Source organism: Asticcacaulis sp. YBE204 (assembly GCF_000495855.1).
Classification (GTDB): Bacteria; Pseudomonadota; Alphaproteobacteria; order Caulobacterales; family Caulobacteraceae; genus Asticcacaulis.
Window position 1 is genome coordinate 289,144 of sequence record NZ_AWGF01000002.1, and the last position, 14,089, is coordinate 303,232.

A 14,089-nucleotide genomic window follows, 5' to 3' on the forward strand; every position below is an offset into this window, starting at 1 on the left:
CAAAGCCTAAGTGGCGGATGAACGCACCAGTTCGGTATCGGGCGCCGTCTGGTTCTGACGACGCTTGAGACCCTTGATGAAGGAAACGGCCGCGATGGCGGCCAACCCGATGGTGACGGCGGCGCTCAGGCCGGGGGCGGCGCGGCGGATGAACGGCGCATTGACCAGAGCGGCAGCGGCCACGAGTTGCGGCGATTGCGGTTGTTTGGTGAAGGCCTGCGCGAAGGGCAGAACGCTTAAGATACGGTTGGCGTTGGTGAGGAGTGCGGTTTTCATGGCGAATCCTGAGGCTGATTTGTCCTCAGCCTACGCCGCCGCGCATAAGAATGACCTTCGGGCCGCCTGCCACGCGCATCAAAAAACTATCTTGCTCATCAAAAAATGGGGGGATTATTCCTTCGGCGGGACGCGAACCTTCGCCTGTTGTTCAAAGGCATAGCCCGCACGCAGCAGGCCTTCGTCCGACCATTGGGTGCCGATAAACGACAGGCCGAGCGGCAAGCCCTGCACATAGCCCATCGGCACGGTCAGGTGCGGATAGCCCGACATGGCCGGCCACTGGCTGGCCGACGGGCCGCTGAATTGATCGCCATTGACCTCGTCTGACAACCACGGCAGGCCATAGGTCGGGGCGACGAGAAGGGTGACGTTGTAGGATTTCAGCAGACCGTCGATATGGCTCTGCGACACAGAGCGGGCCTTGGCGGCGGCCAGTTTGTAGGCCGGATCGTCGAGCCCTTTGGTGGTTTCGGCATCGACGAAGAAGGCCTGACCGAAGAAGGGCATTTCGGTCGCGGCATGGGCGGTGTTGAAGGCGATGACCTCGGCAAGCGTGCGCGTTTTCACCGTCGCGGGCGTGGTGGCCAGATAGGCGTTGAGGTCGGCCTTAAGTTCGGTCTTTAAAACGGTCAGTTCCGCTTCGCCCAGCCCTTCGATGCGCGACACCGGGATGTCGACCAGCACGGCCCCGGCAGCCTCCAGAGATTTGAGCGCGGCGTTGAACACCGGCTCGATCTTGCCCGGTCCGCCCGTGCGGTCGCGCAGGACGCCGATGCGGACGCCTTTCAGGGCATCGGGCGATAACCGGGCGGTGTAATCGAGCTTATGCCCGTCGGCCTCGGCTGTGGCAGAATCGGCGGGATCGCTGCCCGCCATGACGCCGAGCATGACGGCGACGTCTTTTACGCTGCGAGCCATCGGTCCGGGGATATCCTGAGAATGCGAGATCGGCACGACATGGGTGCGCGAAATCAGGCCCATCGAGGGTTTCAGGCCGACGATACCGTTCATGGCCGAGGGACAGACCACCGACCCGTCGGTTTCGGTGCCGACGGCCAGCACCGCGAAGCTCCACGCCACGGCGACGCCGCTGCCCGACGACGACCCGCAGGCCGAGCGACGCGCATCGTAAGCATTGCCGGTCAGCCCGCCCACCGCGCTCCAGCCGCTCATCGAATCGTTGTCGCGGATATTGGCCCATTCAGACAGGTTGGTCTTGCCGAGGATGACCGCGCCCGCCGCGCGCAACCGCGCCACCACCGGGGCGTCGCGCCCGGTGACATTGTCTTTGAGCGCCAAAGATCCCGCCGTGGTGGCGATCGGGTCTTTGGTCTCGACATTGTCCTTGATCAGGACCGGAATGCCATGCAACGGCCCGCGGATTTTTCCGGCCTTGCGCTCGGCATCCAGCGCCTTCGCCTCGGCCACGGCATTGGGGTTGAGGACGATGACCGAATTCAGACCTCTGGATTTATCGAAGGTCTCGATGCGTTTGATCGAGGCGCGGGTCAGGGCTTCGGCGGAGGTCTCGCCTCTACGCATGGCCGCTTGCAGGGACTCGACCGAGGCTTCCTTTACGACGTCGGTTTTCGGCGCCGCGCTCACCGGACCTATAGACAGAACCGCCACCAGCATGATCGGTAAAATCGTTTTCATCGCCGTTTCCTTTGAAAAACCCCGGCAAAGGTTACACGGCAAACCGCTTGCCGCAAGCGCCGCATTACAAATACCGAAACCCGAAGAACGGCGATTTTCAAAAACAACGAATGGTGTATGGTTCCCTCAGAGCCCCCACCAAGGCTGTTCAAAAGCCGCCATCATGCACCCGGCGGCCGAGGGGCTGGGAAACATCAAAGGAGATATTATGCGTATTTCTCACCTTATTGCCGTGGCCGCTCTGGTCGCTGGCAGCGCCTTCGCTTTTGCTGGCACGTCCTACGCCGGCACCCAGGTTATCGCCAGCGGCACCGCGGTTGGAAAGTGTCTGGATGTCGCCGGCAACACAGGAGCTATCGTTCTTTGGGGCTGCCATGGCGGCTCAAACCAAAACTTCGTTTTCGCTTCCGGCAACTATGGTCAACTAAAGGTTAATGACAAATGCCTGAGCACCTCGGCCGTCTCCTTTAACCAAAAAAATGGTACGCCTCTGGTCGTCACGAATTGCAACAGCTCGCCGGCTCAAAAATGGGTTAATGACGAGAAAGGCTTCCTGCGCAATGAAGAAGGCTTTTGCGCCGATGTCCAATTCGGAAGTAAAAGCGACGGCGCCCGTATCATCGCCTACAAATGCGAAGAAGAATGGGCGTTGTGGAGTAAAAAAGCGGCGAAGAGCAATCAGCGCTTCGGCTTTGCGGACTTTGTCCCGAAGAAAGAACTTGCGGGGATAGCGGGCGGCGCGACGCTGACGGGTAAGACGAACAATGCTGCCACAGGTGCAGTTATCAGAAGCAATGGCCTGGTCGCGGCCGGCGGCGGTAACCTCGTCGGGAACGACGGTGCCTCGCTCATCGGAAACGACGGCTCCACCCTCGTCGCGGCGGGCGGTGGTAATGTCCTGGCCCCCAAGTCGGGTCTGGTCGCGGCGGGCGGCGGTAACTAATACAGATCAGCTCATAGGAAACGGCGCGGAGCGATCCGCGCCGTTTTTCATTTCCGTTTGGCCGCGACGACCAGTACGGCGGTGGACAGCAATATCCCCGACACCAGACCAGCTATGGCCCAGATACCCTCCGGCGTAACCCGGACACTCATGCGTGTAGCCGCAGGGCCGGCACGCAGCGCCAGATACGCCGACTGGATGTTTGCAGGTTGATCGGTCTCGCGCATGAGGAGCCTCCGGGAATTATCGTCAACGCAGTATAGCCGCTTGTGTAGCCGACTGAAATGACTACCTTGCCCGAATGCCCGCCTTCCGCCGCCCGCTCAGCGATAGAGAAATCCGCGCCCTGCCCGTTCGGCTTACCGCTGCGCTGGCGCTGGACACGGTACAGCTGATCGCGGCACATCACCCGGTATCGCGCCTGTCACAACTGATCGGCCGCAGCGCCCTGATCGTCGTGCGCGGACGGTGCATCTTCTGGCCGAACCTGCCCGACGATCTGTCGGCACAGCCTGAGACTCTGGCCCTTCTGGCGCACGAACTGACCCACATCTGGCAATATGCCAATGGCATGACCCTGTGGCGCTATATGTGGCGCGAACGCGGGCGTTATCGCTACAGACTTGTCCCCGGTCAGGGGTTTACGGGCTATGGTTATGAACAGCAGGCGGCGATGGTCGAAGACTGGGTGCGCGGTCTCAACGGCCTGAAATCGCGCTGGGGGACGGCGACCGGCGCGGAATTACAGGCGCTTCTGCCGTTCCCGCATTGACATAACGGCATTCGGCCATCCTTAATAAGCGCCTCGCCAGCTTGACGGAAGCCGCCCCCGTGCTCGACGACGATAATCTGTTCACCCTGCTCGCGTTGGCCAGCGTCGCTCTGGCGCTGATCGTCGGTCTGTGGCTACTGCTGTCGGCGCTGGCGCATCTGGGGCTGGCCCTGATCCGCGCCCTGAGTGGAAAGCCTCCACGCTTCAACGGCTGGACCGCCGCGCGCGCTCTGATCGCGCTGGGGGCCGTGGCCATCGTCGCGACCGGCCACGTCGCCGTGCAGCAGGGCGTCCTTGATGATCATCCCCTGCTCCTGCCCGCAGGCGGCCTGATCGCCATGTTCGGCCTGATCGGCGCCCCGCTGCTGCTCGTCATCGCCCGCATCCGGCTGGTCGATATGGAGCGTCCGCAGAATGCCGAAGGCTGGCCTCGATTCCGGCTGGCGCTCAAAAACGGCGGCCTCGTCCTTGCCCTGCCCGGTATGATGACGCTTCTGGTCACCGGCAGCCTGCTGATCAACAAAAACAGCGACCCGGCCAACGGCTATTACGTCCTGCCGCGACCGACGGCCTGTTCTGTCTGGCTGAGGGGCACCGCCCCCATAGACCTGCCGTCGCAAACGGGGCCGCGCACCACCGGTCACCTCGCTATCGCCTCGGAATTCTGGCTCGATTCGACCGTCAACGCCCTGACCTTCAGCCTGTTCGACGCCACCGGCTGCTATCTGCGCCGCGTCGATTACAACCGCGAAAGCCCGCGCATGGTCGCCAGCGTCATCACCTACAATCTGATCCTGATCTTCGTCGTTTCGACCATCGTCGTCTCGGTCTTCCGCCACAAGGTCCGCCAGGGCGTCAACAAAGGCCTGAGCACCCATCATCCCGTACAGGAGCCCGTGTAGTGGCCGAACCGAAAACCCAACCGACCGATGTCGATCCGCGCACCTATATCGAGACCGAAGCGCCGGAAAAGCATCGCGCCGACGCCCTGCGCCTGATCGATCTGTTTACTGAGGCCACCGGCGAGGCCCCCGTCATGTGGGGCCCGGCCATCGTCGGTTACGGTCGTTACACCTATGTCAATTCATCGAAAAAGCCCGCCGACTGGCCGCTGGCCGCCTTTTCGCCCCGCAGCGCCAACCTGACTTTGTATGTCCTGTCGGGCGATACGGACAAGTCCGGCTATCTGGCTAAACTCGGCAAGCACAAGGTCAGCGGATCTTGCCTGCACATCAATCGCCTGAGCGATGTCGATGAGACGGTCTTGAAAGACCTGATCCTCGACAGCTATACGGCGATGAAAGTCAAACACCTGTCCTGAGTTATAAGCCGCGTATGTGGCTTTTCCCCGTTTTGGCCTGCCCTTAATTCCGCCTTGATATTTTCATCCTGCGTTCAGCCTTATTTCCGTAATATCCTCCCGTTACAACGTCATTTCAAAGAATAATGGTGGACCTCCTCATGTTTAAGCGTATCAAGCCGCTCGTTCTGGCGAGCGTCCTCAGCATCGGCGTCGGGTCGGCCAGTCCCATGCTCATGGCCGCGCCTGCCGTGTCTGAAAACGTCCAGAAGGAAGTCTCCGCCGATCAGGCTTTCCCGTTCCTGTCGAAATTCCTGGCCGTGCCGGTGTCCGAGCGCGACGAGATGACGGTCGCCTATCTCCTCAAAATCAAGAACGGCAGCGCCCGCGACGGGTCGATCGTCCTCAAGCACAACGGCCAAAGCCAGAAGCTGAGCATCCTCGGCGACGGCCGCATCTCGCCCCTGCCGACGCTGTCCCAGCTTCGTGGCGGTGCGCGCATCGTGGTCAGCGGGCCCAAGGATATGTCGGTGGCGATGAAGGTGCGCATCTACGCCACCGAAACCCCGGCGAAGACCATGCCCGCCGCCCCGCTGATCAAGGCCGTCGATCAGACCAGTCGTGTGCTGAAAAAGATCGCCGGCGCACTTTACGCCCTGACGCCCAAACCCGACCGCCTGTACTTCGTCGGCGCCGGCAATGGCCGCGTCACCCTGGCCGACGGCAGCGTGAAGATTTTACCGAAGACGGCAGTGGCCGACGCCTATCCGGCGGGGACGCCCTATTTCGTTCCCGCAGACTATCAGGGCGCCGTCAGCTTCACCTTCGACGCCGCACCCTCGCGCATCGGCATCGACGATAGAGCGAAGTAAGCCCTATTTTCGCCAAAAGCCTGCCGCCAACTGCGGCAGGCTTTTTTTGATGTTGAGTTGTCTATCCTGGGGGAACTTATGCTCATCGACCGTCGCGTGCTTATCCTGTCGTCTGCGGCCCTGGCCTTGTCCGGCTCCACCGTCTGGGCCGAGGACAAGGAGAAGGACATGCCGTGCGACAAGCTCTTCATGTTCCTGCGCAACTATCTGGAGTTGCCCGCCGCCGACCGCACCCACTTCAAGCTGGCCTATCGCCTGAGCGTGACCGGCGCGGCCCTGAGCGACGTGAAACTGCTGCTCAAACATAACGGTCAGACCCAGAGTCTGGCCATCGCCCCCGACGGTCTGGTGACCCCGCCCTCGCTGGCCGCGCTCAAGGCCCATGCGCCGATAGAGTTTTCCATGCCCAAGGGTACGAAGCTCAGCCTCACCTTCTCGATTGCCGGCAGCCTGCCCAATGCCACGAACTATGCGGCGGCGGACCTGAAAAAGAGCGTCGATCAGGCCCGCGCCGGGGCGAAAAAGGCCGCCGGAATCGCCGCCATGGCCGTGCCGAACTTCGACCGGATCATTTTCTCGCACACCGGATCAGGGCAGGTCGTGCTGGCCGACGGCAAGACGCAAGCCCTGCCGATGATGCCGAAAAACAAGTCCTGGCCCGCCGCGCCCTATTTCGCCCCGGTGATGTGGCCGACCGCCGTGCGCGTCACGCTCGACAAGGCCCCCAGCCAGTTGTCGATCGGCGACAAACCCAAAAGCTAGGCTGTTTGCCTTAGCCGCATCAGGGTTACATAGTTGCCCAGCAGACCTGCCGCGTAGGCCGACACCGCGCACAGCGGCAAACAGATCATCACCACCCAGTTCGGATGCGGGATGATACTCATATGGATCATGTAGCTCGCCACCAGCAGGATGCCGGTCAGCCAGGCCGGAAAGGCGCCGGTCCGGGCCATGCGCACGGCGACATAGCCGCCGCCGAAAACCCCCAGCGTCCACGAGACGAGTTTGATGATATAGGCGTCGGCGGGGACGGTATCGAGCAGCGCACGGATATCTTCGGGACTGGCCATGTCGAAGGTCGGCGGCGGCGGGAAGATATAGTTGCCTATCTGACGGAAGACGGTGTCGAGCACCAGCCCCAGCAGCAGGCCGGTCAATACGGCCAGCGTCACGTTCAACACACCGCGCGTCTTGTCTTCCGACCAGTCGGTGAACCAGTTGCGCAGCCGAATAAACATGGATTGTTTCGCCATTGACGCGCCTCCCTGAACCGGCTGTCAAAATGACAAGGGTTCGGCGAGAGGTCAACGGAATTATAGTAAATCGCAAGCGCATCCCAAAAAGTGTCTGCGGTTTTTGGAATCAGATGCGCGACTATCACGGAAGCGGAAGCGGGCGTGGCTTTCCGTCCTCATCGATGGCGACAAAGGTAAAGTCGGCCTCGGTGACCATGATACGTTCGTCGTTATGACGCGAGCGACGATAGGCCTCGACGCTGATCTTCATCGAGGTACGGCCGACCGAGATCAGTTCGGCATAGACCGAGACTTCGTCGCCGACATGAACCGGCGTATGGAAGGTCATGCCTTCAACGGCGATAGTGGCAGCCCGGCCCACGGCACGGCGCGCGGCGACATTGCCCGCCGCCAGGTCCATCTGCGACATCAGCCAGCCGCCGAAAATATCGCCGTTGGGATTGGTGTCGGCGGGCATGGCGATGGTACGGATGGCGATATTGGCCTCGTTGGGGCCTTTAGCGGTGGATTTGGAGCGCATCAGCAGGGTCTCGGTGATTTTATCGTGGAGATATCAAACCGCGCCCGCGTCGTTGTTGCAATGCAAAAAGCGTCGGAACCTTGGTTCCGACGCTTTTTATTACTCTGTCCGAGGACGAAGGTCTTAGGCCTTGGCGCGAACCGGAGCCGCACCGCCTTCGCGCTGGATGCGCTTGCGGGCCAGCTTGCGGGCGCGACGCACGGCTTCCGCCTGCTGACGGGCGCGCTTTTCCGAAGGCTTTTCGTAATGCACGTGACGCTTCATTTCGCGGAAGGAACCTTCACGCTGCATCTTCTTCTTCAGGGCCTTGAGGGCCTGATCGACATTGTTGTCGCGGACAAAAATCTGTACCAGAGGTATCTCTCCATTCCAGTGAACCGCCAGCCCTTTTGTACGGGGCCTAGAAAAGGGCGGGGTTAAAAGACCAAGCTGCCCGCAAACTGACGTCTGCGGGCGTGTGGGGAAGGGCAATACAGCAAGCCCGCGCTCAATTCAAGCCGAACCGTCGGCGAAAATGCCCTTATTTACCCTCATCGTTGAAATGCGCGGTAAATTTATCGCCCCTGCCGCTGACTTGACCGTCACGTTTCGTCACAGGGCTGGATTTCAGCTTGGCGGCCCCCGGTTGAAAGCCTAATATAGCACAATGACCGACGTCCTTACCGCTCTGGAAACCGAACTGGCCCACGCCGTGGCCGCCGTCATGCCGGATCTGGGCCTAAACAGCCTGTCCGTGCGTGCGGGCGCCAAACGAATCGGCCTCAGCGACGCCGAGGTGGCGCTGGTCTGTCCCAACGGCCCCGCCGATATCGCCGCGATTCTATGGCGCGAAGGCGACCGCGCGGTCGAGGCCGAATGGACCGACGAGACCTTATCGGGTTTGAAAATCCGCGAAAAGATAGCCACCCTGCTGCGCGCCCGACTGGCCGCCGCCTGTGTCAATGAAGCGGTGACGCACCGTCTGGTCGGCCACCTGTGCCTGCCGCAGCATCTGGGGCTCTATAAGCGCCTGTTGTGGGAGTCCGCCGACCTCGTCTGGCGCAAGGCGGGCGATGTGGCGCTGGACGAGAATCACTACTCCAAACGCCTGATCGTGTCAGGCATTCTGGCGACGGCTTTGATGACGCGGCTGACGCGCGGCCTTGAGGCGCAAAATGAACAGATCGACCGCAATATCGATCAGGTCATGGCGTTCGAAAAGTGGAAAGCAAAACTGCCGTTCAAGCCGGAATCGGCATTGCTGAATGTCGTGGAAACTTTGGGAAAGCTGCGTTTCGGGTCAGCGGCCTGACTCCCTCCTCCCCATCGCTGCGCGACAGGGAGGAGAAGATTACACCGCCCGCTTCAACCGGTTGATATGGCCCATCTTACGGCCTTCGCGCGGATCATCCTTGCCATAGACATACAACCGGGAATTCGGTTCCTGCGACAGGGTTTCCCACGCCAGAATGTCCGGCCCCAGCAGATTGGTCATCTCAACCTGAAAACGCGCGGTCGTGTCGCCCAGCGGCCAGCCCGCCACGGCGCGGATATGCTGCTCGAACTGATCGCAAAGACAGCCGTCCTGCGTCCAGTGTCCGGTATTGTGGACGCGCGGCGCGATCTCGTTCAGCACCAGTTCGTCGCCGTCAAGCACGAACAGCTCGACGCCCAGAACGCCTACATAATCAAGACCTTCCAGCACCTTCCTCGCGATATCTTCGGCACGTTTTTTCAGCGTTTCCGATATCGTCGCCGGGGCCAGGGTCGTGGACAATATGCCCTTCACGTGGTGGTTTTCACCGACGGGATAGGTTCGCACCTCGCCATTGAACCCGCGCGCCGCGATCACCGACACTTCGCGCAGAAAATCGGCCTTCGCCTCCAGAATGGCCTTCGCACCGTTCAGGCTCTCGAAGGCGGCCCGGACTTCGTCTGCGTGGCGAATCCACACCTGACCCTTGCCGTCATAGCCTTCGCGACGCGTCTTCAAAAGCGCGGGTACACCATTGATCGCAATCGCTTTTTCAAGGTCATCAAGCGTGTTGACTTCGTAAAAATCAACCGTCGAAATACCGACCGACCGCGCAAAGGTCTTTTCCAGAACGCGGTCCTGCGTGATCCCCAAGGCGCGAGCGTTCGGCGCGACCTTCGCCCCTTTCGAGACAAGGTATTCCAGCGACGAGACCGGCACGTTCTCGAATTCGAACGTAATCACGTCGGACGCCGCAGCAAAACGATCCAGCGCCGCCTCATCGGTATAGCGGGCGACCTTGGATACCGCCGAGACGCTGGCGGCGGGCGATTCCGCGTCGGGGCCGTAAACCACGACCTTGAAGCCCAGACGGCTGGCGGCCTGAGACAACATGCGCCCCAGTTGACCGTCGCCAAGGATACCGATCTTCGAACCTAAAGGCAGTGGCGTCACTTTAGTCCTCAACACTTTCCGGCACACCGTCAGTCTGGGCGGCACGCAGAGCCTCGATCCGCTGGCTCAATTCGGGGTCCGTCAGGGCCAGAATCTGCGCCGCCAGAAGCCCGGCGTTCTTGGCGCCCGCTTCACCGACGGCCAGAGTGCCCACCGGAATGCCGCCCGGCATCTGCACGATCGACAGCAGCGAATCGATGCCTTTGAGGCCGTCGCGCACCGGCACCGGCACGCCCAGCACCGGCAAGGTCGTCATGGACGCCGTCATGCCCGGCAGGTGCGCCGCACCACCTGCCCCGGCGATGATGATCTGAAAACCGGCGGCCTTGGCCCCCTTGGCAAATTCGACCATGCGCTCAGGCGTGCGGTGCGCCGAGACGACGCGCGCGTCATAGGCGACCCCCAGTCCGTCGAGCGCCTCGGCGGCCTTTTTCATGACCGGCCAGTCGGAGCGCGACCCCATGATGATGGCGACTTTGGGGGTGGTTTCAGGTTGTGCCATAGAGCGCTCACACACTTGCGGAGGAGGGATATAGTTAAGCTGCGCGCACTATAGGAAGAAAGCCTTCACCGCAAGATTTAACACTCGCATGACAACGAAAAGGTCGCTAAAGTCCGCCACATGAGCCTCCCTCCCCCTGCGTCTCAGAATGATCCGGACAGCCCGCGTCCTGTCGCGACGGGCGGCTATACCGCGTCGATGCAGAACCTGCTGCAAAGCCATTTTGGCGGCGCATCAGCCGGGCTTTCGACACCCCGTCCCGTGCCGCAACCCGTTCAGTCTCCCGCACCGCTTGCAGAGGCCGGCGAGGAATGGCCTTATGCGGCGCGCGCCCTGATCGACAGCCTGATCAAAGAAAATGCCCGCCTGAAAGCCGACGTAAAGGCCCTGTCCGAGCAGGCCCAGGCTGCCGAGCATCTGGCCGATCACGACGTCCTGACGCCGACGCTCAACCGCCGCGCCTTCCTGCGCGACATGGCCCGCGCCATGAGCGACTGCAAACGCTACGGCGAGACCGCGACCCTGATCTTCCTCGACATGGACGGCTTCAAGAGCATCAACGACACCTATGGCCACGCGGCAGGCGATACGGCCCTGATCTATGTCGCCGACCTTCTGCGCGCCAATGTCCGCGAAGGCGACAGCGTCGGGCGCATGGGCGGCGACGAATTCGCCATCCTGCTGCGCCACGCCGATATTTCCGTCGCCAGATCCAAGGCGCAGAAGCTTGAAGCCGAACTGCATCTTGGGACGTTCGAATATCAGGGGCTGTATCTCAAGGCCGCGGGCTCGTTCGGTGTGCGCGCCTATGACGGGCAAAAATCGGCCGAGGAATGGGTATCGGAAGCCGACGCGGCCATGTTCCTCGTTAAAAAGTCCAATCGTTAGCGCACGCCAAAAAGTGTGAAGCGGTTTTTGGGACCACGTGCGCGGAGAAAATCATGAGCCACGTTGCGGCGGTTACGGTGGTTGTGCCCGACTATGACGAGGCCATCGCACACTATTGCGGCGGGCTGGGGTTCGACCTGATCGAGGACACCGATTTCGGCAATGGCAAGCGCTGGGTGCTGATCGCGCCACCGGGCTCGACGGAGACCCGTCTGTTGCTCGGCAAGGCCTCGACGCCCGAACAGCGTGCAGCTATCGGCAACCAGACCGGCGGACGCGTCTTCCTGATCCTGTTCACCGACGACTTCGCCCGCGACCATGCGCGGTTCAGCGTGGCGGGGGCGGTGTTTAATGAAGCGCCGCGCCATGAACCCTACGGCACGGTGGCGGTTTTTCGTGACAGGTTCGGCAATCTGTGGGATTTGTTGGAGCCTAAGGACTAAACCCTCGCGGTAGCCGGGGGGACGGGGGGACATATGGTCAAAATCCTGGCGCGACTTGCCGTCATCCTGCTGTGCTTAACCGGCACAACGGCCCATGCCCAAAACGAACCGGACGAGCGCTGGTCCGATATCACCGAGGTCATCGTCAAGGCCCCGCGCACGACGGAGGTCACCGTCCGCGCGCCCTGCCCGGCCATGTGGCGTCTGCAACGCGGCGAGTCCGTGGTCTGGGTCATGCCGACCCTGACCACGGTCACCTTCGGCATGAAGTGGGACGAGCGCTGCCTCAAACGACGGCTGAAAGGCGCAAACGCGTTTCTGGTCCAAAGCGAATGGATTCGAGTCCCCGCCGAACCGGAGTTGCTGAAAAAGGGGCGCATCCAGGACGTGGTGTCGCCGGAAACCTATGCCCGCTACAAGGCTGCCGCCCGTCGCGCCGGTGAAAGCGGCGCGCGCTACGAGCGCTTCCGCCCAGGCTGGGCCGCGAGTTTTTTCCTGAAAGACGCCTATAACAAGCATAACCTCATAAACGAAAGTTACCCCCGCCGGATACCGCTTCTGGCCAGAGGGGCCGGGGTGCCGGTTCGGGAAATCCTTCTGTTCACCGGTGACGAAGACGGACGCAACAGTCGAAACCGGCTGGACGCCGCCGGCGATGAAGCCTGTATGAACAGCATTCTCGACCGGCTCGATCATACGCACAACAAGCTTCCGGCCATGATCGAGGCGTGGCGCACCGCGGATATCGCTACCGTTTTGAAGCTGTTCCCGCCGGAAGACGAACGCTGCTTTCCGCCGCGTCAGGACGGCAAGATTATTCAGCAGGAAAACGAGCGCCGCTGGAGTCAGGCTTTGACGACGGCGCTGAACACCCCCGGCAAGACCGTGGTCGCCCTGCCGTTGAGCTGGTTTCTGTACAGGGGCGGCGCGCTTGATCAGGTGCGGCAGGACGAGGCTGTCATCGTCACCCTGCCGGAGGGGCTGGAGGATTAAAGCGATATGCCGAAAAGTGTGTAGCGGTTTTCGGCTACAATATCGCGACCAAATCTAAAGACTAAACAGCGATTTATGCTGACTGATGGCAAAGCTGTCGGTCATGCCCGCTATATAGTCGCAGACGACGCGGGCGCGCTGGGCCTCGGTGTCCTTGGTGCAGACGCGCCCGAACCAGCCCGGCGGCAGGACTTCGGGCTCTTCCATGAACAGGGTGAACATCTGACCCAGCACGCGCTTGGCCTGAGAGCGCGTGCGGTTGACCATGAAGTGCTTGTACATCTTTGCATAGAGGAAGGCGCGCAGCCGCGACAGGTCTTCGTTGACGGCGTGCGAGAACTGCACCATCTGGCGTTTCGCGCGGCGGACGTCCTCGGCGGTCTCGATGCCGTCGGCCCTGAGGCGGGTTTCGGTTTCCTGACAGACGTCGCGGATCATGAAACCGATGACACGGCGGATGGCTTCCAGTCGCAGCAATCGCGTATCGATCAGCGGCCAGTCCTTTTCGACCTCGGCGATGGCCGGGCCGATCAACGGAATATCCCGCAGTTCATCGAGCGTGAACAGACCGGCGCGCAGGCCGTCATCGACATCGTGGTTGTTGTAGGCGATGTCGTCCGAAATGGCCGCGATCTGGGCCTCAAGCGAGGCATAGGTTTCCAGCCGCAAATCCCAGACATCCGAAAAATCGCCGACCGATTTCCACGACGGCTTCCCCAGCTTATGTGCCACGGGGCCGTTGTGCTTGATGATGCCTTCCAGCGTTTCCCAGGTCAGATTGAGCCCCTCGAAGGCCGGGTAGCGGTGCTCCAGCCGCGTCACAATGCGGAAGGTCTGGACGTTGTGGTCGAAGCCGCCCCACGGCTCCATCATGGCGTGCAGTTCGTCCTCGCCCGCATGACCGAAGGGCGAGTGGCCGAGATCGTGCGACAGGGCGATGGTTTCGGCCAGATCCTGATCGGCCCCCAGCGTATGGGCCAGCGACCGCGCCACCTGAGAGACCTCCAGCGAATGGGTCAGGCGCGTGCGGAAATAGTCGCCTTCGTCGGCGACGAAGACCTGCGTCTTGCCCTTGAGGCGGCGAAAGGCCGTGCAGTGGATTACCCGGTCGCGGTCGCGCGCGAAGGGCGTGCGCGTCGAGCTTTCGGCCTCCTGATAGAGCCTGCCTTTCGAGGTAGCGGCGTTTTCGGCAAAGGGGGCAAGCGTGAGGGTCATGGAGGTCCGTGCAACAGAATCGGCAGATAATGACGCGCAGGAT

The 14,089-nt window shown here is 61.6% G+C and carries 18 protein-coding genes; 10 read left to right on the forward strand and 8 right to left on the reverse strand.

Going from position 1 to position 14,089, the window contains the following annotated elements; genetic code table 11:
* Window positions 1-6 precede the first annotated feature (6 nt).
* Window positions 7-276 (reverse strand): hypothetical protein, encoded by a 270-nt coding sequence (locus tag AEYBE204_RS25425; RefSeq protein ID WP_023461238.1) that lies wholly within the window; start codon window positions 274-276, stop codon window positions 7-9.
* Window positions 277-390: 114 nt separating this feature from the next.
* Entirely contained in the window at window positions 391-1,935 is a 1,545-nt protein-coding gene (locus tag AEYBE204_RS25430; protein WP_023461239.1) for an amidase, read from the reverse strand.
* On the opposite strand from AEYBE204_RS25430, the gene AEYBE204_RS39840 reads away from it, so the two are divergent.
* The 6 genes from AEYBE204_RS39840 (at window position 1,913) to AEYBE204_RS25460 (ending at window position 6,584) form a co-directional block, all read left to right on the forward strand.
* Window positions 1,913-2,878: an RICIN domain-containing protein gene (locus AEYBE204_RS39840; protein WP_162148392.1), complete on the forward strand. Its 966-nt coding sequence runs from the start codon at window positions 1,913-1,915 to the stop codon at window positions 2,876-2,878. The two genes, AEYBE204_RS25430 and AEYBE204_RS39840, sit on opposite strands and share 23 nt — an antisense overlap.
* Window positions 2,879-3,179: 301 nt before the next feature.
* Window positions 3,180-3,650: a hypothetical protein gene (locus tag AEYBE204_RS25440; protein ID WP_023461242.1), complete on the forward strand. Its 471-nt coding sequence runs from the start codon at window positions 3,180-3,182 to the stop codon at window positions 3,648-3,650.
* A gap of 41 nt (window positions 3,651-3,691) precedes the next feature.
* The gene (locus AEYBE204_RS40540; RefSeq protein WP_031229929.1) at window positions 3,692-4,552 is read left to right on the forward strand and encodes a hypothetical protein; all 861 of its coding nucleotides are present in this window, start codon (window positions 3,692-3,694) and stop codon (window positions 4,550-4,552) included.
* Window positions 4,552-4,971, forward strand: coding sequence for a DUF1801 domain-containing protein (locus AEYBE204_RS40545; RefSeq protein WP_023461244.1), 420 nt, complete (start codon window positions 4,552-4,554; stop codon window positions 4,969-4,971). Before AEYBE204_RS40540 ends, AEYBE204_RS40545 begins: the two co-directional genes overlap by 1 nt.
* Before the next feature lie 140 nt (window positions 4,972-5,111).
* Window positions 5,112-5,822 (forward strand): hypothetical protein, encoded by a 711-nt coding sequence (locus AEYBE204_RS25455; protein WP_155908260.1) that lies wholly within the window; start codon window positions 5,112-5,114, stop codon window positions 5,820-5,822.
* 78 nt (window positions 5,823-5,900) lie between these two features.
* On the forward strand, window positions 5,901-6,584 hold the full coding sequence (locus tag AEYBE204_RS25460) for a hypothetical protein (RefSeq protein ID WP_023461246.1): 684 nt from the start codon (window positions 5,901-5,903) through the stop codon (window positions 6,582-6,584).
* On the opposite strand, the gene AEYBE204_RS25465 is transcribed toward AEYBE204_RS25460, so the two are convergent.
* The 3 genes from AEYBE204_RS25465 to rpsU form a co-directional block, all read right to left on the reverse strand.
* Window positions 6,581-7,075, reverse strand: coding sequence for a hypothetical protein (locus AEYBE204_RS25465; RefSeq protein ID WP_023461247.1), 495 nt, complete (start codon window positions 7,073-7,075; stop codon window positions 6,581-6,583). The genes AEYBE204_RS25460 and AEYBE204_RS25465 overlap by 4 nt on opposite strands.
* 124 nt (window positions 7,076-7,199) lie before the next feature.
* On the reverse strand, window positions 7,200-7,598 hold the full coding sequence (locus AEYBE204_RS25470; RefSeq protein ID WP_023461248.1) for an acyl-CoA thioesterase: 399 nt from the start codon (window positions 7,596-7,598) through the stop codon (window positions 7,200-7,202).
* Window positions 7,599-7,721: 123 nt separating this feature from the next.
* Complete coding sequence (gene rpsU / locus AEYBE204_RS0119950; protein ID WP_031229933.1) at window positions 7,722-7,982, reverse strand: 30S ribosomal protein S21; 261 nt, start codon at window positions 7,980-7,982, stop codon at window positions 7,722-7,724.
* Between the two features lie 262 nt (window positions 7,983-8,244).
* Between rpsU and AEYBE204_RS25475 the strand changes: the two genes are divergently transcribed.
* On the forward strand, window positions 8,245-8,889 hold the full coding sequence (locus tag AEYBE204_RS25475) for a COQ9 family protein (protein ID WP_023461250.1): 645 nt from the start codon (window positions 8,245-8,247) through the stop codon (window positions 8,887-8,889).
* Between the two features lie 39 nt (window positions 8,890-8,928).
* Here AEYBE204_RS25475 and AEYBE204_RS25480 read toward each other — a convergent pair whose 3' ends face one another.
* On the reverse strand, window positions 8,929-10,005 hold the full coding sequence (locus AEYBE204_RS25480; RefSeq protein WP_023461251.1) for a 5-(carboxyamino)imidazole ribonucleotide synthase: 1,077 nt from the start codon (window positions 10,003-10,005) through the stop codon (window positions 8,929-8,931).
* 1 nt (window position 10,006) lies between these two features.
* Complete coding sequence (purE, locus tag AEYBE204_RS25485) at window positions 10,007-10,507, reverse strand: 5-(carboxyamino)imidazole ribonucleotide mutase (protein ID WP_023461252.1); 501 nt, start codon at window positions 10,505-10,507, stop codon at window positions 10,007-10,009.
* A 120-nt stretch (window positions 10,508-10,627) separates the two neighbouring features.
* Between purE and AEYBE204_RS25490 the strand changes: the two genes are divergently transcribed.
* From AEYBE204_RS25490 to AEYBE204_RS25500, 3 genes are read left to right on the forward strand one after another with little or no spacing between them, the layout of a single operon-like run.
* Window positions 10,628-11,395 carry a GGDEF domain-containing protein gene (locus AEYBE204_RS25490; protein WP_023461253.1) on the forward strand — a complete coding sequence of 256 codons (768 nt, stop codon included), beginning with the start codon at window positions 10,628-10,630 and terminating at the stop codon, window positions 11,393-11,395.
* Window positions 11,396-11,448: 53 nt separating this feature from the next.
* A complete protein-coding gene (locus AEYBE204_RS25495; protein ID WP_023461254.1) occupies window positions 11,449-11,838 on the forward strand; it encodes a VOC family protein in 390 nt (129 codons plus the stop codon).
* 33 nt (window positions 11,839-11,871) lie between these two features.
* A complete protein-coding gene (locus tag AEYBE204_RS25500) occupies window positions 11,872-12,831 on the forward strand; it encodes a TraB/GumN family protein (protein ID WP_023461255.1) in 960 nt (319 codons plus the stop codon).
* Window positions 12,832-12,885: 54 nt separating this feature from the next.
* On the opposite strand, the gene AEYBE204_RS25505 is transcribed toward AEYBE204_RS25500, so the two are convergent.
* Complete coding sequence (locus AEYBE204_RS25505) at window positions 12,886-14,046, reverse strand: deoxyguanosinetriphosphate triphosphohydrolase (protein ID WP_023461256.1); 1,161 nt, start codon at window positions 14,044-14,046, stop codon at window positions 12,886-12,888.
* Window positions 14,047-14,089: the final 43 nt, after the last annotated feature.